This window comes from Tenacibaculum profundi (assembly GCF_057162725.1).
The window spans coordinates 3663816-3684301 of sequence record NZ_CM169894.1 but is presented as its reverse complement, the minus strand read 5'-3'; the positions used below and the strand labels follow the sequence as shown (position 1 = coordinate 3684301).

19 protein-coding genes are annotated in these 20486 nt (G+C 29.9%); 9 read left to right on the top strand and 10 right to left on the bottom strand.

Going from position 1 to position 20486, the window contains the following annotated elements:
- Complete coding sequence (locus AC2GW8_RS15120; RefSeq protein ID WP_440880714.1) at positions 1 to 2232, bottom strand: T9SS type B sorting domain-containing protein; 2232 nt, start codon at positions 2230 to 2232, stop codon at positions 1 to 3.
- A gap of 178 nt (positions 2233 to 2410) precedes the next feature.
- Between AC2GW8_RS15120 and porQ the strand changes: the two genes are divergently transcribed.
- Together porQ and cmk are read left to right on the top strand one after the other, a co-directional pair.
- On the top strand, positions 2411 to 3430 hold the full coding sequence (gene porQ, locus AC2GW8_RS15115; protein WP_440880713.1) for a type IX secretion system protein PorQ: 1020 nt from the start codon (positions 2411 to 2413) through the stop codon (positions 3428 to 3430).
- 168 nt (positions 3431 to 3598) lie between these two features.
- Positions 3599 to 4291, top strand: a complete 693-nt coding sequence (gene cmk, locus AC2GW8_RS15110) for a (d)CMP kinase (RefSeq protein WP_440880712.1) — start codon at positions 3599 to 3601, stop codon at positions 4289 to 4291.
- Positions 4292 to 4663: 372 nt separating this feature from the next.
- Here the strand turns inward: cmk and AC2GW8_RS15105 are convergent, their stop codons facing one another.
- Positions 4664 to 5671: an RluA family pseudouridine synthase gene (locus AC2GW8_RS15105; protein WP_440882224.1), complete on the bottom strand. Its 1008-nt coding sequence runs from the start codon at positions 5669 to 5671 to the stop codon at positions 4664 to 4666.
- A 28-nt stretch (positions 5672 to 5699) separates the two neighbouring features.
- Entirely contained in the window at positions 5700 to 6284 is a 585-nt protein-coding gene (locus AC2GW8_RS15100) for a PASTA domain-containing protein (protein WP_440880711.1), read from the bottom strand.
- Between the two features lie 202 nt (positions 6285 to 6486).
- On the opposite strand from AC2GW8_RS15100, the gene AC2GW8_RS15095 reads away from it, so the two are divergent.
- From AC2GW8_RS15095 to AC2GW8_RS15085, 3 genes are read left to right on the top strand one after another with little or no spacing between them, the layout of a single operon-like run.
- Positions 6487 to 7461 carry a D-alanine--D-alanine ligase gene (locus AC2GW8_RS15095; protein ID WP_440880710.1) on the top strand — a complete coding sequence of 325 codons (975 nt, stop codon included), beginning with the start codon at positions 6487 to 6489 and terminating at the stop codon, positions 7459 to 7461.
- Positions 7462 to 7490: 29 nt separating this feature from the next.
- Complete coding sequence (gene coaD / locus AC2GW8_RS15090) at positions 7491 to 7943, top strand: pantetheine-phosphate adenylyltransferase (protein WP_440880709.1); 453 nt, start codon at positions 7491 to 7493, stop codon at positions 7941 to 7943.
- Between the two features lie 59 nt (positions 7944 to 8002).
- Complete coding sequence (locus AC2GW8_RS15085; protein WP_440880708.1) at positions 8003 to 8650, top strand: Crp/Fnr family transcriptional regulator; 648 nt, start codon at positions 8003 to 8005, stop codon at positions 8648 to 8650.
- Positions 8651 to 9016: 366 nt separating this feature from the next.
- Here the strand turns inward: AC2GW8_RS15085 and AC2GW8_RS15080 are convergent, their stop codons facing one another.
- Entirely contained in the window at positions 9017 to 9190 is a 174-nt protein-coding gene (locus tag AC2GW8_RS15080; RefSeq protein ID WP_440880707.1) for a hypothetical protein, read from the bottom strand.
- A gap of 147 nt (positions 9191 to 9337) precedes the next feature.
- On the opposite strand from AC2GW8_RS15080, the gene fumC reads away from it, so the two are divergent.
- Positions 9338 to 10735 (top strand): class II fumarate hydratase, encoded by a 1398-nt coding sequence (gene fumC / locus AC2GW8_RS15075; RefSeq protein ID WP_440880706.1) that lies wholly within the window; start codon positions 9338 to 9340, stop codon positions 10733 to 10735.
- 73 nt (positions 10736 to 10808) lie between these two features.
- On the opposite strand, the gene AC2GW8_RS15070 is transcribed toward fumC, so the two are convergent.
- The 6 genes from AC2GW8_RS15070 to AC2GW8_RS15045 form a co-directional block, all read right to left on the bottom strand.
- Positions 10809 to 11261 (bottom strand): Cif family virulence factor, encoded by a 453-nt coding sequence (locus AC2GW8_RS15070; protein WP_440880705.1) that lies wholly within the window; start codon positions 11259 to 11261, stop codon positions 10809 to 10811.
- Positions 11262 to 11576: 315 nt separating this feature from the next.
- Entirely contained in the window at positions 11577 to 12530 is a 954-nt protein-coding gene (locus AC2GW8_RS15065) for an AAA family ATPase (RefSeq protein WP_440880704.1), read from the bottom strand.
- Between the two features lie 84 nt (positions 12531 to 12614).
- Positions 12615 to 13991 carry a peptidylprolyl isomerase gene (locus AC2GW8_RS15060; RefSeq protein ID WP_440880703.1) on the bottom strand — a complete coding sequence of 459 codons (1377 nt, stop codon included), beginning with the start codon at positions 13989 to 13991 and terminating at the stop codon, positions 12615 to 12617.
- Entirely contained in the window at positions 13954 to 14751 is a 798-nt protein-coding gene (locus AC2GW8_RS15055) for a hypothetical protein (RefSeq protein ID WP_440880702.1), read from the bottom strand. The genes AC2GW8_RS15060 and AC2GW8_RS15055 overlap by 38 nt, the downstream gene beginning before the upstream one ends.
- 65 nt (positions 14752 to 14816) lie before the next feature.
- On the bottom strand, positions 14817 to 16436 hold the full coding sequence (locus AC2GW8_RS15050) for a peptidylprolyl isomerase (protein WP_440880701.1): 1620 nt from the start codon (positions 16434 to 16436) through the stop codon (positions 14817 to 14819).
- Between the two features lie 134 nt (positions 16437 to 16570).
- Positions 16571 to 16852, bottom strand: a complete 282-nt coding sequence (locus tag AC2GW8_RS15045; RefSeq protein WP_440880700.1) for a DUF493 family protein — start codon at positions 16850 to 16852, stop codon at positions 16571 to 16573.
- 91 nt (positions 16853 to 16943) lie between these two features.
- On the opposite strand from AC2GW8_RS15045, the gene AC2GW8_RS15040 reads away from it, so the two are divergent.
- From AC2GW8_RS15040 to fmt, 3 genes are all read left to right on the top strand, one after another.
- Positions 16944 to 17480 carry an AAA family ATPase gene (locus AC2GW8_RS15040; RefSeq protein WP_440880699.1) on the top strand — a complete coding sequence of 179 codons (537 nt, stop codon included), beginning with the start codon at positions 16944 to 16946 and terminating at the stop codon, positions 17478 to 17480.
- A gap of 1 nt (position 17481) precedes the next feature.
- Positions 17482 to 19371, top strand: coding sequence for a RecQ family ATP-dependent DNA helicase (locus AC2GW8_RS15035; protein ID WP_440880698.1), 1890 nt, complete (start codon positions 17482 to 17484; stop codon positions 19369 to 19371).
- A gap of 66 nt (positions 19372 to 19437) precedes the next feature.
- Positions 19438 to 20382 carry a methionyl-tRNA formyltransferase gene (fmt, locus tag AC2GW8_RS15030; protein WP_440880697.1) on the top strand — a complete coding sequence of 315 codons (945 nt, stop codon included), beginning with the start codon at positions 19438 to 19440 and terminating at the stop codon, positions 20380 to 20382.
- Positions 20383 to 20486: the final 104 nt, after the last annotated feature.

The window sequence follows — 20486 nt, the reverse complement described above, 5'->3', positions numbered from 1 at the left end:
CTAGTCTATTACTGAGATACTTCCTGCTTTAACAAGCTTCTCATCTCTTATTATTTTGTAATAAAATATTCTTTGATTTCCTAAATCATCTTTAGGCCAATCATTTTTATATTCGGTTGTTGTTAAAACCTCGCCCCCGTTAGAATTATAAATACTAATGGTCACCGTTGGTTGAAAAGAATATCTATTTGATATTTGCCAAGTATCATTTATTCCGTCTATTGTTTTAGGAGATATAATATTTGGCACAATAATTTGATCATCTTGTTCAACAACCTCTATCATTTTTGTCACCCGACAATCACCTACTTTAGCTATTAACGAATAAAGTCCGATATTATTTACTTCAACTGTTTCATTTGTTGACAATAAATCTCCTGAATCTTCTTCATACCATTCATAAGATTCGGCTCCACTTGCCGTTATTATTGTTGCTTCGCCTGATAGTAGTACTACTATTTGAGATGGTGTCACCTGAACAGCCGAATCATCAAAGGGTATTATATTAACAGGATCTAATTCTTTTAAACAGCCAAAGCCAGAGACTTGCAATTTATATTCTCCTGGCTCAATAACTTCTAAAGTTTTAGGATCACTTAATGTCAGCTCTTCATTATCTTTAAACCATGTATACGTAAATCCAGCAACCATTTCTAAAAAAGATAAAGTAATAGTTCCTCCGTCACACAAGGAGTTGGATGTTGAACTTGATAAAATTTCTGGAGATCTTACTGTTAGTTTGACATCTATCTCATTTGATTCATTACTAATGCTATTACCAGATCGGGTACTCGCTACTAATTTATATAATCCATTTTCTGTGTAAGATAGAACATTTAAGCTACTAGTTGTTACTCCTGTATCAACACCATTCTTAAACCATTTGTAGTTTAAATTTTCATTTATTTGATCATCTGATAATTGATATTCTTCACCATCTGTTCCTATAGCTGTAACACCAACCATTAGTAGATCTGTAGAATCACTATCACATTCAACATAATTATTAGAAGTTCGAATGGTTAAGTCAAATTCATCTAAACCTACTAGTTCAAAAATTTCAGAATCTTGCGAAAAACGACATCCACTGGCACCTGCTGTTTCTGTAACTCTTGCATAGTATTTTCCAGGTTCTATAGCGTTGAGTGATTGTGAAAAAACACTTATTTGTTGTCCGTCTTTAAACCAAATAACATCAACTGAAGTAGACGCAGGCTCTATTTCAAACGTTAATTCTTTTGTTTCTCCGGGTAGTATTATATCTTTCCCTGTTTGATTATTGGTTATTGTAAAACTTGCCGTTGACTTTTGCCTTAAAATAATATCTTGTGACCGAAAAGTACAATTATTACCTGCTTGTACTTCTAAGTGGTAGGTTCCAAATTGACGTGTATTAGGCGTAGTATAAGTTCTAGAAGGTGAAGAAGTCACTAGCTCATCATCTTTATACCAATTATATATCAAAGTGACACCAGGAACAGTAATATCTTCTGCCTCAAAAGTATGTGTTTCATCTGAACATATTTCAATTTCATTTTGCCCTAGAATATTTGCTACATTGCTTTCTACAACAATCACCCTACTTGATATAGAACTAACAGTTCCACAAGCACCATATTCAATCCTTGCTACATATCTCCCCTCGTCGTTTACACTAATTCTCGGCTCATTCGTTTCTTTTAAAAAAACACCATCTTTATACCATTCAAATTTTGCTGTTTTCGTTGTGTTTAAAACAATTTCAACAGCATCTCCTGAATTACCGCAAATGTATTGTGTTCCTGGAGACGTCGTAGGTATGTTATCATCTATCATATCATAAGCTGAAAAAAAATCGGAGGCTGGACCTTGGACTGGTGGATTAGAAGCAACAATTCTTATCCGATATTTTGTTCCAAAAGTACCTGCAGGGAATTGAAACGTTGCTGGTATATCCAGAAAAGTATTATTTTTATTTGCTATTCGACTAATAAACCTATCCGGAGTCGAAGTAAATGTACCATTTTCATCAGATAACTCAACTTGAAACACATTGTCAGGTTCAAATAACCCCCCTGTAATTTTAAAAGTCAAGTCGAAGTCAACATTAGAACCTTGACTACAAACAAAATTATTAACATCAATATCTCCTAAGTCTGGAGCAAGCAATGATTGTCCTTTTAGGACCAAACTTAAAAATAACATCATTGTTACTAAAAGTATTCTTATGCTTTTAGCTAATATTTCACTCATCTAAGGAATTCTTTTTAGGGGGCGGAAAGATACATATTGTTTTAATAAATAGCAACATATAAATAATCTGCCAGCGGGCAAAATATAAAATAATCCTCACATTTACAAAAAAACATTTCAATACAATCAAAAAAATAAAATAATTCATTACCTTTTTGATTAAGATAAATTTAAACCTGTGAACATAAAATTTAGCTTATTACTGCTTCTTTTTAACACACCTTCATTTACTCAAACAGGTGGTAACTCTATTTTTTCATTTCTTAATATTTCTAGCTCACCAAGGCAAGTTGCGATGGGCGGTAAGATATATACGTTAGAAAATGACATTGACCAACCTGCCTGGAACCCTTCTATTATAACTCATACTTTACACAAACAAATATCAGTCAACTACACCAGCTATTTATCGGATATTCAAATTGGATCTTTATCATATGCGCATTATATCAACAAAAGTTTTGGGACTTTATACGGAAATATAAACTATTTAACCTATGGTTCTTTGCTTAGAATTGATGAAGAAGGAAGAGAAAACGGTTCTTTTAACGCAAATGACATCTCTTTATCAATAGGTTATGCAAAAAAATTATGTGATTGTAATTTGTATTTGGGCATAAATACTAAATTTATTTATGCTTACATAGATACATTTTCTTCTACGGGAATTGCTTTTGACCTAGGTTTTTCTTATCGAAAGAAAAATATTCCTTTTATATTTAGCATACTATTAAGAAATATTGGAAAACAATTAACTCCATTCATCAATACTCGTGAAAAACTGCCACTTGACATAGCAATTGCTTTTTCCTATAATCTGGAAAAAATGCCACTTACATGGCATATAACCGTTGATAACTTACAAAAATGGAAGTTAGGCGTTCCTAACCCTTCTAATCAGAAAACAGATTTGGAAGGCAACGAGTACGAAGAAAATATATCCTTTCTCAATAATTTAATAAGACACGTAAGTTTTGGAGCTGAACTATTTAAAAACAAAGCAATAAATTTAAGAATGGGGTATAACTTTAGAAGAGGTAAAGAATTGCAATTGCAAAATGTACGTTCTTTTGGTGGCCTATCGTTTGGTATTGGTATCAAAAATAAATATTTCAAGTTCAATTATGCTTACTCAAAGTTTCATTCAGCTACAAATACAAATACGTTTGGTATTCAAATTGACCTTGACAAAGATTAATTACATTAGTCATATTTAATTATGAAAGCAACCATTTCTATTAAATAATATTCAAATTACTATGTAAATAGAAATTAAATTATTGTGATTTCTCTCTAAATCTTTCTATTTATTTGAGCCATCTTTTATAAGAATATACACTATATTTGTTATAATTACAGAAATTTTATGACCAAAAAAATAACAATAGCCATTGATGGGTTTTCCTCTACAGGAAAAAGTACTATTGCCAAGCAACTTGCTAAAGAATTAGGATATATTTATGTAGATACAGGAGCAATGTACAGAGCTGTAACACTATATGCAATGCAACAAAATTTAATCTCAAAAAATCATTTCAACACTACAGAACTAATCGATGATCTAAGTAGTATTTCTATTTCCTTTGTATTTAACCCCTCTCTAGGCTATGCTGAAGTCTATTTAAATGGCACTAATGTTGAAAAAGAAATTAGAACGATTGAGGTTTCTAAACTGGTTAGTAAAGTAGCAACAATATCTGAAATACGCAAAAAATTGGTCAGCGAGCAACAAAATATGGGTAAAAATAAAGGAGTTGTTATGGACGGGAGAGATATTGGAACCGTTGTTTTTCCTAATGCTGAGCTTAAACTATTCATGACTGCTTCGGCTGATAAACGTGCCAAAAGACGCTACAAAGAATTGGTAGACAGAGGAGATCGTGTCAACTATGAAGAAATTCTTCATAACGTACAAGAAAGAGACAGAATTGATTCAACAAGAGCTGATTCTCCATTAGTTGTTGCTGAAGATGCTATTGAGTTTGATAATTCAGACATGGGATTGAAAGAACAATTTGAAAGAATTTTGAACTTAGTAAAAACTCATGCTTTGACATAAAAAAAACTACTCTGAGATTTTAATATTAAACCAATTACGCAAAAGTTTTTGAAATATCCAATTCTCAGCGATTACAAAAAAGCTTTTAATAATCAACACTTAAAAAAAACAAAAAAACAATAACCCCTTCAAAATAAAAGACTTAATTACGAATATGGATTCGATTACTTAATTTAACATTAAAGGTTTTTAATTAAGTTCAAAAAATTAACCGAACAGCTTTGGTTTCTTTTGTTTGTCATTCAGTATGGTGTTACTTAATAAGTATATAAGTTGTGTATTGTTTATATTAACTATTCGCATAGTAAAAACAAAAAATGTAGAACTTATTTTTTGACACAATAATACACTCTTAGAAATTCAATAATTTTATTATTCAGTAGTAGAGCTTTTAGAATACCGTCTCCATTTTTCAATGCAATTTTGAATATCTATTGGAAGTTCAGAATTAAACTCTAAATATTTACCACTCCTTGGATGTACAAAGCCTAATGTTTTTGCGTGTAATGCTTGTCTTGGCAACTCTTTAAAACAATTGTCTACAAATTGTTTATACTTACTAAAAGTAGTTCCTTTGAGTATCTGATTTCCTCCATAGCGTTCGTCATTAAATAAAGTATGACCTATATGTTTAAAATGGGCTCTTATTTGATGAGTTCTCCCTGTTTCGAGTCTACATTTTACCAAAGTAACATAGGTAAATCTTTCTATTACTTCATAATGGGTTACTGCTGGTTTTCCATATTCTCCATCTGGAAAAACTGACATCTGCATTCTATCTTTTAGACTTCTACCAATATTCCCTTTAATTGTACCCTTGTCTTCCTCTACACTACCCCAAACCAATGCGTAATACAAGCGCTCTGTTGTTTTATCAAAAAATTGTTTTGATAAATGCACCATTGCATGTTCTGTTTTTGCCACTACAAGTAAACCACTTGTATCCTTATCAATTCTGTGTACTAGCCCTGGGCGATCACTAGAATTATTTGGTAAATTTTCTATATGATGTATTAATCCATTTACTAAAGTTCCTGAGTAATTTCCATGACCAGGATGAACCACCATGCCTGGTGATTTATTAACAACTATAACATCTTGATCTTCATACACTATATCTAAAGGCAGATTTTCAGCTACCAATAAATTTTCATGAGGAGGATATGCCAAAACAACCTTTACCTCATCTTTTGGTTTAATTTTATAATTTGCTTTTACTGGAATTTCATTTACTAAAATATTTCCCGCCTTAGCAGCTTGTTGTATTTTATTTCGAGTAGCGTTCTCGATAAAATTCATTAAAAACTTGTCCACTCTCAAAGGAGCCTGCCCCTCATTAGCTATAAAACGATAGTGTTCGTATAACTCATCATTATCCATATCTTGGCTTTTATCTTCCTTAGATTTTTTATTCTTCTCCGTTCCCATCACCCAAAATTAAATTAATTTTAGATCTTTTTGGTATTTTAGCTCCTGGTTTGATTTTTTTTCCTTTAAAAGTCAAACCTCTTACAACATCTTTTCCTAAATCCTTTACCCATGTAATTTTTTCTCCCACTACAAAACCTATGGATCTTAAATGTGTAATTGCTTGTCTTCTTGTCCTGCCATTTAAGTCAGGTATTTCAACATCTCTATATCTCGATGGGTTTAAGGTTAAGTATATTTTTCTTTTTTCTTTTACAAAATCACCTGCCGATGGATTCTGATCTATCACTGATTTTTTAGGATAATTTGGATTATAGCTAGCACTATCAATAACTAAATATTTTAAATCAAGCTCATTTAACTTTCTTTCTACCTCTTCTAACAATAGTTTATCTAAATCTGGGACTTGAATTTTTTGCCCATGATTCGTAGTTAGATTTAGCCACCATTGCAACAAGACAACAGCTAAAAATATTCCAATAACTGAAATCACAACTTGTTTTAAAAAGTTTTTACTTTTTAGAAATAATAATACTCCTTTAATTTTTTCTGAAATGTTGCTCATCATAATTTTAGTAAAATCACACAAATTTACACCAAAAATAGTTAACTCAGTTTATAATAATTATCGAATGCTCTCTTTATTTTAGTTTATGTTTTATTGATAACATCTTATTGTTAAAGTTAATTGACAAATTACATGTAATTTACTTTTTTGGTAAGTTTGTAAAAACTACTTTTACTATAATTGATAACTTAATTTATAAATGAAAAAAAATATAGCCGTTGTTATGGGGGGGTACTCTTCGGAAGTTGCTATTTCTATGAAAAGTGGTAGTGTCGCCTTTAAACATCTTGACAAAGAGAAATTCAACCCGTACCAAGTTCATATTTTACCTAATAAATGGGTAGTTATTGATAATAACAAGGAATATGAAATTGAAAAAAAAGACTTTTCTTTTTTTAAAGGTGATAAAAAAATAACATTTGATTGTGTATTTAATGCAATTCATGGTAGCCCAGGAGAAGATGGAAAGCTTCTTGCTTATTTTGAATTAATAAATATGAAACACACATCTGCACCGTTTTACCAAATGGCGCTAACTTTTAACAAAAGAGACACTTTAAGTGCGGTTAAACATTACGGTATTCCTACTGCAGAATCTGTTTACCTTAATAAAGGAGCTAATTACACTACTTCTGAAATAATAGAAAAAGTTGGACTCCCTTGTTTTGTTAAACCGAATAATGCTGGCTCTAGTTTTGGGATTTCGAAAATTTATAAAGAAAAAAACTTATCAAAAGCTATTGACAAAGCTTTTAAAGAAGACTCTGAAATACTTATTGAAAGCTTTTTAGATGGTATTGAAGTTTCCGTTGGTGTTATAGAATATAAAGGGGAAGTAACTGTACTCCCAATAACTGAAATAGTATCTGAAAATGATTTTTTTGATTATGACGCAAAATATAACGGTAAATCTGAAGAAATCACACCTGCAAGGCTTACCAAGTTTCAAGAAACGAAAGTAAAAGAAATGGCAAAAAAAGTTTATACCATATTAAATATGACTGGTTTTTCACGTTCTGAATATATACTTGTGAAAGATGTTCCTCATTTTCTGGAAATGAATACTGTACCAGGTTTAACGGAAGCTAGTATTTTACCAAAACAGGCAAAAGAATATGGTATAGAACTGTCCGAATTATTTAATAATTCTGTACAACAATCTTTAAACAAATAATAAACAACCTATTATACATTTCTACCTTTATGAAAAAAGCTGTTTTTCCTGGTTCCTTTGACCCCATAACTCTTGGGCATGTTGACATAATAGAGAGAGGAGTTACCTTGTTTGACGAGTTAATTATTGCCATTGGTATCAATGCTGAAAAAAAATATATGTTTTCATTAGAAGAACGAAAAAAATTTATTGAAAAAACTTTTATACACGAACCAAAAATTAAAGTTCTTACCTATAGAGGTCTAACGGTTAATTTCTGTAAAGAACAAAATGCTAATTTTATTTTAAGAGGTCTCCGAAATCCTGCAGATTTTGAATTTGAGAAGGCTATTGCACATACGAATAGGAAACTCTCTGAAATTGAAACAGTTTTTTTACTCACCTCGTCAGGTAAAAGTTATATTTCATCATCTATTGTAAGAGACGTTATAAGAAACAATGGTAATTATAAAGGATTAGTTCCTAACGCTGTGAGTTTATAATTTAAAAAGTTTAAGTTTCCGAAACAAAAAAATTTTAAAACAACAACAAAATCATAACTATGAAAGAGTTTGATCAATTATTTAAGTCTTTATCTATTACTGAAGAAAATCTAAAAAAAGACATTTTGGATAATGCTATCGTGCAAACAGTAAACAAAGAAAGCTTTATAGTTGAAAAAGGTAAATATATAAAATGGTTAGCTATTGTAATATCAGGAAAAGTTAGGGTTTGGCAGGAAAACGAAGATCGACAAATTCTACTTTACTATGTTACTCCTGTTCAAACATGCGTTCTATCTTTATCTGCTGCTTTTCGAGACTGTTTGAGCCTTGTACAAGCAAAAGCAGAAGAGGAGACAACCATTATTAAAATTCCTGTTCGGTATGTGAAAGAATGGAGTTTTAAATATAAATCATGGAATAACTTCACAACCAGCTCATTTATTTTTAGCTATCAAGATCTTCTTCATTCGTTTAAAAACCTTGCCTTTAATAAAATTGATAAAAGATTATTTGAATATTTAAAATTATACACCCAAAAAAAGAATACAAATATTATAAAACTCTCGCACAATGAACTCTCTAAAGAAATTGGTACAACAAGAGAAGTAATTTCTAAAATCTTAAAACAATTTGAATTATCAGGTATTGTAAAATTAAAATTTAAACAAATAGAACTTTGTAAGCCTGATGCATACTTAGAATAGTTTCTTTAGGAATGAAATTATGGATGAAAGTGTTTTAAAAAAATAAAAATTACAAAAGCTATATTTAAACCAATCATAAATACATTGTTGAAACTTCAGAAACGAATACCTCTAACTCACAACTTTAATTATTTTTTTGACACCTGTTCATAAAATGAGTTCGCTTTTATCTGTATATATTTGAAGGCCTTATAACATTAATTTATGTTTAATAGAAGAAAGGTTTTCTAAAAAAGAAAAGTTTACTTGAAACCAAGTACCTATCAATAAAAATTTTGTCAATTAATTTTATATAAGGTATGTTTATCAAATAAAAAAACCCGTTACTTTTAGAAACGAGTTTAATTAAAATTTTATATATAAAAACTACTTACCTTCAGCAGCTTTTTTTGCCTCTTTTTTCAATTTAAAGTTTTCCCAGATAGTACCACCTATCCAGTAAGGAACCACAAATGTTAATAAGAATATCAACAACCAAAAACCAGCCGTAAAAATAAACATGAACAAAACTAATCCTGAAAACTGTGAAAAATCTAACATTTGTATTACATTAATAATTGTTACGTAGCAAAATTATAACTATTTTTTATATCAAACAATAAAATCTAATAAAAATCATCTATTAAAATCAGTAGAATTTGTAATTTTGATGATGATTAATTCTTAGCATATTTAAATCACTAAATAATGAAATACAGAATCGAAAAAGACACTATGGGTAAGGTAGAAGTACCTGCTGATAAATATTGGGGAGCTCAAACAGAGCGCTCAAGAAATAATTTTAAAATTGGACCAGCTGGTTCTATGCCTTTAGAGGTTGTTTATGGCTTCGCTTACCTAAAGAAGGCTGCAGCCTATGCAAATGCTGACTTAGGCGTTTTAACTAATGATAAACGTGATTTAATTGGTTTGGTTTGTGATGAAATTTTATCAGGTAAACATAATGATCAGTTCCCTTTAGTCATTTGGCAAACCGGTTCTGGAACGCAATCAAACATGAATGTTAATGAAGTTATTGCAAATAGGGCACATGAAATAGCGGGAAAAATAATTGGTGAAGGTGAAAAAACTATTCAACCCAATGATGATGTCAATAAATCCCAATCTTCAAATGACACATTTCCTACTGGAATGCACATCGCTGCTTACAAAAAAATAGTAGAAGTTACCATTCCTGGTGTTGAGCAGTTAAGAAATACTCTACAAAAGAAATCTGAAGAGTTTAAAAATGTTGTTAAAATTGGGCGTACACATTTAATGGATGCTACTCCGCTTACATTAGGACAAGAATTTTCGGGTTATGTAGCTCAATTAGACTTTGGTTTAAAGGCTTTAAAAAATACAATGGCTCATTTATCTCAATTGGCTTTAGGAGGTACTGCTGTTGGTACCGGTCTTAATACTCCTCAAGGATACGATGTGTTGGTTGCTAAATATATTGCTGAATTTACCAACCTTCCTTTTATAACTGCTGAAAACAAATTTGAAGCCTTAGCGGCTCATGATGCTTTAGTTGAAACTCATGGCGCATTAAAACAATTGGCTGTTTCGTTAAACAAAATTGCTAATGATATTCGTTTAATGGCTTCAGGACCACGTTCTGGAATTGGAGAATTAATAATTCCTGCAAATGAGCCAGGGTCTTCCATTATGCCCGGAAAAGTAAACCCGACACAAGCTGAAGCCATGACTATGGTTTGTGCCCAAGTTATGGGGAATGATGTTGCTGTTACTGTTGGGGGAACTCAAGGGCATTATGAGTTAAATGTTTTTAAACCTATGATGGCTGCTAACGTTCTGCAATCAGCTCAATTAATTGGAGATGCTTGTGTTTCATTTGATATAAACTGCGCTTCTGGTATTGAACCAAACTATGCAAGAATAACGGAGCTTGTAAATAATTCACTAATGCTTGTTACTGCCTTAAACACTAAAATAGGTTATTATAAGGCTGCCGAAATAGCCAATACCGCTCATGCTAATGGTACCACCTTAAAAGAAGAAGCTATTAACTTAGGTTATGTCACTGCTGAGCATTATGATGATTGGGTAAAGCCCGAGGACATGACAGGAAGCTTAAAATAATAAAAATTAAAAAAACGAATAAAAAAACCTTTAATCTTAGATTAAGGTTTTTTTTATAATAATCGTTTGACTTTTAACAAGACATATCTGCTATAATCTTCCATTTTCCATTTATTCTTTTAAAAATAACCATAAAAACTCCTTTAGCTTTTTCTTGTTTTTTTTTGAGCAAGTATTCTCCCATAACAAAATAAGCACCGTTGTTTATTTTTGAGATATCACTTATTTTAAAACTTAAATTACCTGTATGTTCTTTCGTCGGATAATTCTTTTTATAATTATTAAGAGTATTTTTCCAACCCTCAGTAAGACCATTTTTTCCAAAAAATTTTAATGAATTACTTTTCCAATATCCTTTCATAAAGCCTTCTAAATCATTTTTAGACCAAGCTTCTTCCTGTTTTTTCATTACAGAGATGATCTCCTTCATATCCTGTTTACTATGGTCATTTTGAGCGAAATTATTACATCCTATAAGAAAAAATACAGCAGATAAAAATTTGGAAGCTTTAAAATTAATAATCATATTAAAAATTTAGGTTAATATTCTTTATAAAGAAAATAATCATATTGTTAATTATGTATATTTTTTATAAAAACTTAAATAAAATACTTAATTACATACGCTAAATCACCTTAAAACGGTCAAACAATAAGAGACTTAGCATTTACTCATAAGGTGGGTAAAAAACATAATGTTAATTTGATAAATAAGATAATTTACATTTATATAAAATTATTATCAATAAATTGATTGACATCTTTCAATTCAGAATTATATGGCTTTTGTGCTCTTCTTTGGATAAACTAAAATAGCTAAACTTTGTTTTAGAAATAAAGACTAAAATAGTGATCTAATAATTTCACTAATTGTAATTCCTTCAGCTTCTGCTTTGTAGTTTTTTACTATTCTGTGAGACAATATAGGTATAGCTACTGCCTTCACGTCTTCTATATCTGGAGAATATTTTCCGTTTACCGCAGCATGTGCTTTAGCCGCTAAAATAAGATTTTGAGAAGCTCTTGGACCAGCTCCCCAATCAATATATTTTTTAATAGAATCTGTAGCTAGTTCAGATTTTGGTCTTGTTTTACCTACAAGACCTACAGCGTACTCTATCACATTGTCTGTAACAGGAATTTTTCGAATCAAATCCTGAATCTCAATAATTTCGTTAGCTGAAAAAAAGCTATTTAAATTTTGCTTTACAGCAGAGGTTGTATTTTTAACTACCTCAACCTCTTCTTCAAAAGTTGGGTATTCAAGATTAATTGAAAACATAAACCTATCTAATTGAGCTTCTGGAAGTGGATATGTTCCTTCTTGCTCTATAGGATTTTGAGTAGCTAAAACAAAAAAAGGTAAATCTAATTTATAATGGTGTCCTGCCACTGTAACTGACCTTTCTTGCATCGCTTCTAACAATGCAGCTTGTGTTTTAGGGGGTGTACGATTTATTTCGTCTGCTAGAATTATATTGGAAAAAATGGGCCCTTTTATAAACTTAAATTGACGTGTTTCATCTAATATTTCACTTCCAAGAATATCAGAAGGCATAAGATCTGGGGTAAATTGAATTCTTTTGAAGTTTAAGCCTAAAGCTTCAGAAATTGTATTTACTAACAACGTCTTTGCCAACCCAGGAACTCCTATTAAAAGAGAATGCCCTCCACAAAATATAGAAAGTAGTGTAAAATCAACAGCTTCTCTTTGGCCGATTATTACTTTTCCTATTTCTTGTTGTAATTTTTTATATTTTTTTACTAAGTTGTTTACAGCTGTGACTTCTGACATATTCTTAAAAGTATTTTAAAATTATATAAAAAAATAAAACTAACAAACTCTTTATTTCAAGATAGCTTATAACCTAGCTGACCGTTATTTGCTTTCTTTCTTTTTCCAGTTTCTCTTGAAATTACATTCTTTATGGTCGCTATTTAATTTAATATAGGTTTCAAAAATTTTTTCTTTTAACCATTTATCCACCGCTTCTTCTTTCTTTTTTTCTAAAGCGAATTGTTGCATTCTAACATAATCTTCGACAATATCTGCTTTGTGAGTTTTTGTTTTTTGACGTACTAAAATAACCTTATACATTTTTTCACCAGAACGCGTTTCATCATAAAAAACATCTGTCATTTCTCCTTCATTTAATTCACTAATCCTTCCAAATAAATCAGGTGCCATGTTGGTTAATTCAAATTGAGGTTCACCTGTATACTCATTTATTAACTTTCCCCCACTGAATTTTGTACTTTCATCTTCAGAAAATTTAGTTGCAGCTTCTTCAAAGGTTAAAATACCTTTCTTCACATCCGAAACAATTTTTTCTATGTCTTTTTTCGTTTTGTTTAACTTTTCACTTGAAATTTTAGGTTGTAACAATATATGTGAAACTTCTCTTGATTTACCCCTTATTTTATGAAGTTTTATAATGTGGTAACCAAATTGAGTTTTTATTGGCTCCGATATTTGCCCTTCATCTAAAGAAAAGGCAGCCTCTTTAAACTCCTTAATAAATGGTGTCTCTTTATCTATAAGCCCTAAATTACCTTTGTTTTGTGCAACACTTGGATCATCTGAATTAATTATAGCCTTCATACTAAAACTAGAACCATTTATTATCTCTTCTCTAATTTCAGTCAACTCTTTTACTACTCTTTGTTCCTCCTCTGATGTTGGTTCAGCATTTAAAACTAATTGAGCTAGCTCTACAGCTGCAGGTATTTCAGGAAGTTCTCCTTTCTCTTTCAAACCATTAAAAAATACTCTTACTTCTTCTGGAGTGACATCAATATTTTCAGTAATCTTTTGTTCCTCAAGACGTATGAGCTCGCTTTCTTTTTTAACTTTCTCCAATTCTTTCCTTAAGTCTTCAATATCATTAAAACCATAAGCTTCTACAACTTTTTGCTCAGACCCATATTCTTTTGTAAAAAAGGCAATACTTCTCTGGACACCTTTATCAATTTCTCCTTGAGATACTGAAAGACTATCAATAATTGCGTGATGCGCAAGCAGTTTTTGTTTCATCAACTCTTCTAACATTTCACAATCAGAAAAGTTAATTTTTCCCTCGCTTCTTAATTCGACTTCTTTCTTGAATTTTTCAATATCTGAATTAAGTACAACATTCTTACCAACAACAACGGCTACTCCATCAATCTTATTTTTTTGAGCGTTAATTGCTATACTAAATAGGATTATATGTAGTATACTAATATTCTTTAAAATTTTTGTTTTGAATAGCATCATTTATCAGTGTTTTTTCAATCTCTCTAATTAATTCTCGTTTTCTCTTATGTAAAACAATTTGCTTAATCCTATGTTTAACATTATCTAAAGGCGCAATACTGTTTTTTTTCAAAAAATTATTTATCGACACCAAATATACTCCTAAACTATCTTCTTTTTGTATGAATTTTGATATTTTTAACAGATTCTCTTTTGATTCTGTAGCAAATACAGGAATTTCTCTTCTTAGAAATTCGAGATCTACCCAAGATGAATCTTGAAGTCTGTATGACTTTAAACTCAAAAGATACTTCTCTAGATTCTCTTTATTTTCTTTTTTTGATGACTTAAAACTGTTTATGATTTCTTTTTTTTCAAAGTGATCTTTTCCTAAATAAACGTATTCAAATTGAACAAGTTCTTTATTTAAACGAAAATTTGTTTTATTTTTTTTATAAAAAGCTAAAACTTGGGGCTCTGAAACAACGGTATCTAATTTCTGCTTTATGAGTCTTTCTTTATAATGATTAATATAGAGACTTGACTTATAATCCCTTACGAGCTTTTCTATTTCAAGACTATTGATCTCTGAAATATTTTCTTCGGCTTTAATTAAAAAAAGTTGTTTTTTAGCCCAAGTGTTTATTAATCCCTTTACAATAATAATACTATCTTCCTTAGTCATTTTTTTTGACAATAAGTCAACTACATCCTTTCTATATAAATGTTTGTTATACACAGTAGCAATTGGTCGCTCTTCATTTATATTTTGCTTTTTCAATGTAAATAGATCACACGACACAAAGAACAGAAGTATGTAAGATAATAAGAAAATTCTTTTCACAATTATGACTGATTATATGTTTTTTTTAGTTTTTTAAGTTCTTTATCTCTTATTATTATTTTACTTTTTTTTCGAAGTTCGCTAATCCATTTCTCTTCTAAAGTTTTTTGATAGTCACTAATTACTTTACCTTTTATTTCTTCTAAACTCTGACTCTTATATGTAGCTAATTTGGAAAAATAAAATTTTTTCAAACCTATACTGTCCTTTGATGATTTCTCCCATATTTTCTTTTGCATTAACTCAAACAATAACAGTCCTTCTTTATACTCAGAATATGTATTTCTAACTTCTGGTTCAATATTAATCAAATCTTTTTTAAAATACTCTATTAATTCTTCATCAATAAATCGTTGAAATAATAATTTCAGATTATGGCCATTTCGTAATTTCAGAAAATCTTGAAATTTATCTAGTTTTACTTTACTTTTATTAATTGTTAAAATCGTTTTATTCTTTTCAAATGATAATACATCTGGAATTGAAGAAACTTTTAAATCATTATAAAAAGTATCATTAATTTGAACGTGGTATTTATTTTTCAATTTTTTCATCATCACCTCTCCAGACAACTTTGATCTTTCTCCCCTTTTAACCCTTAGTTCAATTTTCTTTTTGATACTCTCAAAATCAGGTACTGGAATTTTTTTTAATAATTTCACAATATGCCAACCAAAACGGGTTTTAAAAGGACTGCTAATGCCATTTATTTTTTTAATATTGTATACTTCATTTTCAAACTCCTCAACCATTACTCCGGAGCCAAACCTCGGTAATTTACCTCCTATGTTTTTCGTTCCTGTATCTTCTGAATATTGTTTGGCCAGATTATGGAATTGTAATCCTTTCTTTAATTTTTGATATATAGAATCAATTCTTACCTTTCCAAAAGAAGATTGATCTCTGATTAAAATATGTGCTACTTCAAACTCTCCTCTTGACTTCCGTAAATTGTCAACTTTAACTATATGATATCCAAATTTAGTTCTAAAAGGTTGTGAAACCTCCCCTACTTTAGTATTGTAAGCATTTTTCTCAAAGTTATATACCATTTTAAAAGCTGTAAAATAACCTAAATTTCCTTTGTTTACTTTTACTGATGGATCTTCAGAAACATCTAAAGCAACCTCTTCAAAAGTTTCACCTTTAAGAACTCTATTTCTGGCATTTAATGCCTTATTATAAGCCTTAATAGTATCTTCTGGAATTCCTTTTTCTGAAACTTTAATTAGTAAATGACTGACTTTTATCTCATTAACTGTTCTAAAATAAGCTTCTTCAACCAATCTCTTTATAGTACTATTATCTTGTAAATAGGGTGCTATTAATTGATTTTTATAATTTTCTAATTCTATTCGATATGATTTTAACGTGTCTAAATTTAAATCATACGCTTCCTTTACTTTAAGCTTGTAATTAATGTATAAATCTAAATAATTATCTATCTTTTTTGAATCATCATCTACTACTAACCCCAGATTTTTCTCGTAAACTCTTTTAAATTCTGACACAGAAACAGAAGTATCATCAATTCTAAATAATTCTCTACTTTTTGTTTGAGAGCTAATATTAGTTGTAATTACTTGTAATATTAAAAAAATTACTAAAATAGTATGTTTCATAAATCTTTACGCTTATTTAGTTTGGTTTATTTCTTTATATTAAAATGAATTGCTAGAATTACTAATTTAACCTGATCGTAATATACTAATTTCGAGATTTATAAAATAGCACATATTTTATATTTTTTGAGAACCTAAAGTGATATTATACCTTCAATATTTTCAGCTTTTTTATAATACTGAATTACCTCATCAGAAGTGTTCAATTTTATTTGAACTGAAACACTTATGTATTTACCTGTTCTTGATTTCTTAGTGCTTATTACCGCTCCTCCATCATTAAATAAGTCTTGTACTTCTGCTAACTGATTTTGAGTTGTTGGAACAATAAACTTATACAAATAATTTGAGGGAAACTCTGTTGTATCGTCCAATTGAGCTTTTAACTTTTTATAAAATTCTTCTCTATCCGCCATAATTAATTTTCGTCAGTATTTTTTTATATCTTGTCAGGACAAAATTACACTATTTATTAAATTTATAAATTGAATCTTATATTTTTGCAAAATGCAACAAAAAATAGTTCTTATTGGAGGTCCTGGCACAGGTAAATCTACGGTTTTAAAAGAGTTTATTAGTAGGGGTTATGAATGTATGCCTGAAATATCAAGAGAAGTTACTCTGGAAGCTCAAAAAGAAGGAATAGATCAACTTTTTTTGGAGAAACCATTACTATTTAGTGAGCTATTACTAAAGGGAAGAGAAAAACAGTTCATAGATGCTGATTTATCAAGTGAAAAATTGGTATTTTTTGATAGAGGAATGCCTGATGTTCATGCTTATATGGACTACTTAAAAACAGACTATCCTGACACCTACATCAAAAAATGTAATGAATATAAATATGATAAAGTATTTATGCTAAGACCATGGAAAGAAATTTATATTCAAGACAATGAGCGTTATGAATCATTTGAACAAGCCATAGAGTTAGATAAATTTTTACGAAAAACATATGAAGAACTGGGATATTCAATAATAGATGTTCCCTTTGGCTCAGTAAAAGATCGTTGTGATTTTATAATAAAATCAATAAACGATTAATATGTCAGAGGAAGTCCTCCATTTATTAAAAAAATATTGGGGATATGAATACTTTAGACCTCTACAAAATGAAATTATTTCATCTATTTTAAGTAATAATGATACAATTGTTTTGTTGCCTACAGGAGGAGGGAAATCATTATGTTTTCAGCTACCAGCTTTTCAAAAAGAGGGTATATGTATTGTTATATCTCCGCTTGTTGCTCTTATGCAGGATCAAATTAATGGCTTAACTGAAAAAAACATTAAAGCAACAACAATACCTGCTGGGCTGAAACAAGATGATATTATCACTTTATTTGATAACATACGTTTCGGAAACTATAAGTTTCTTTACCTATCTCCCGAGCGCTTGCAATCGAAATTCATTCAAAATAAAATAAAACAGTTAAATGTTAATTTCATAGCCATAGATGAAGCGCATTGCATTTCGGAATGGGGACACGATTTTCGTCCTTCTTATCTCAATATAAAAACCTTAAGACCTTTATTACCTAATACTCCAATAATTGCCTTAACAGCAACAGCGACAAAAAAAGTACTTGCCGACATTGCTATAAGTTTGGGTTTAAAAAATCCAAAAATTTTTAAAAAATCTTCCTTAAGAAAAAATCTTGCCTATCAAATTCTAAAAGTTAATGATAAATTAGGTCGTTTAGAAAGAATTATACGAAAGATAAATGCTCCGACAATCATCTATGTTTCCACTAGAAAGAAAACCAAAGACATTAGTAATTACCTCAATGCTATAGGCTTTAAGACTACCTTCTATAATGGCGGTCTAACTTCAATACAAAAACAAATTTCTTTTCGTGATTGGTTTTCGGAAAAAAAACCTATCATGGTCGCCACAAACGCATTTGGTATGGGAATAGACAAATCTAATGTGAGAGCAGTTATTCATCTAGATTTGCCTTCCTCGATTGAAAATTATACTCAAGAAGCAGGAAGAGCAGGTAGAGATTTAAAAAAAGCATACTCAGTAACTCTAGTGAATGAAAATGATTTCATCTCGTTTAAAGAACGACATATAAATAAAATCCCAACTATTAATGAAATTAAAGCTGTTCATAGTAAATTATATCAACACTTTCAAATTGCCAAGGGTGAACTTACTTCATCTTGCTTTAATTTTAATTTAACAGAGTTTTGTGAAAAATATCATTTTTCAATAAAAAAAACAACAGTAATTCTTCAATTACTTAATTCAAACGGTATAATTGAATTAAACAAATCAATTCAAAAAAAATCAACACTTCAATTTTTAATTTCTAGTAAGCAACTAATTAAAATTGGAAAAAGTAAAATTTATGGTTCCCTTATTAAAATAATTTTACGTCTCTATGGAGGTGTCTTTGAACAGCAAATTCAAATTGATGAATTTTATATTGCAAAAAAACTGAATGTAACCTCTTTTACTGTTATTGAACTATTGGAAAAATTAATGAAAGAAGGTATACTGAGCTATCATAAGACTGATAAAGGTTTAGATCTTTATTTTCTTCAACCAAGAGAAGATGATCTAAGTATAAACCGAATTTCAAAAAATATCAACTCTTTTTTTAATCAAAAAATTAAAAAAGCACAGTATATGCTAAGTTTTACTCAAAATAAAAGCATTTGTAGAGCTATGGTACTACTCAACTATTTTAATGAAAAAGGAGAGGAATGCGGAATATGTGATATTTGTTTAAGAAACCAGAAAACAAAAAAAGCTGATTTAAGTAAAAATATTTTAGAACTTCTTTCTAATTCAAGAGAAGAATTATTCTCTCATGAAATTTGCAGGCTATTAAATAACGATGAAGAAGAAATATTAATTCAATTAAGAAAATTAATTGCAAACGACATTATTGGAGTTACTCGATACAATAAGTATTTCTTAAAATAATTTTGCTATTATTTTACCTTTGTTAAATATTTGCACTTTAATCGAATTTAAAAATACAAAATCAATATGAGAGACCTACGTATCGTTTTTATGGGAACACCTGAATTTGCTTCTACTGTTTTAAAACATTTAATTGAAAATGATTACAACATAGTTGGGGTCATAACCGCCGCAGATAAACCTGCTGGCAGAGGTCGAAAACTTAGTGTGTCTGCGGTAAAAAAATACGCTTTATCTCAAAACTTGCCACTACTTCAACCTAAGAATTTAAAAGATTTAAATTTTCAAAAAGAGCTAGAGGCTTTGAATGCAAATCTACAAATTGTTGTTGCTTTTAGAATGTTACCACGTTCAGTTTGGTCAAAGCCCCAATATGGCACTTTTAATTTACATGCTTCTTTACTTCCAGAATATCGTGGAGCAGCCCCAATAAATTGGGCTATTATAAATGGAGAGTCTAAGTCTGGTGTAACAACATTTTTTATAGACGACAAAATAGACACTGGAGAAATTATTCTTCAAAAAGAAACGAATATTGAAGATAACGAAACGGGCGGACAGCTTCATGACAAACTCATGTTTTTGGGAGCAGAGCTTGTGAAAGAAACTGTTGATTTAATTTCAAAAGGCAATGTTACTACCACAAAACAACCTAAAAGGGAAGAAAAGCCTGCTCATAAACTTTTTCCTGAAAACTGCAAAATTGATTGGTCAAAGTCACTTAATGAAATATTTAATCATATACGCGGTTTAAATCCATATCCTGCAGCATGGACCACAATAAAAAATAATAATACCGAGATGAACACAAAAATATATGATGTTGCGAAAGAATATTCTGTGCATAATTTAGAAATTGGCAAAATTTACACTTCTAAAAACGGATTAAAAATTGCAACAAAAGATGGATTTCTAGTTGTCCTTAAATTAAAGCTTCCTGGCAAAAAATTAATGGATGCGAAAAGTCTTTTAAATGGTTATCATTTTTATGAAGATGCATTAGCTCTCTAGCCCTTTATTTATAAGGTTTTATAGTTATTCCTAGTTAAAGCACAGTGGTTATTAACAATTATTTGATTTTTATTAACAAATCTCTATTTTTTCTCACACAAATG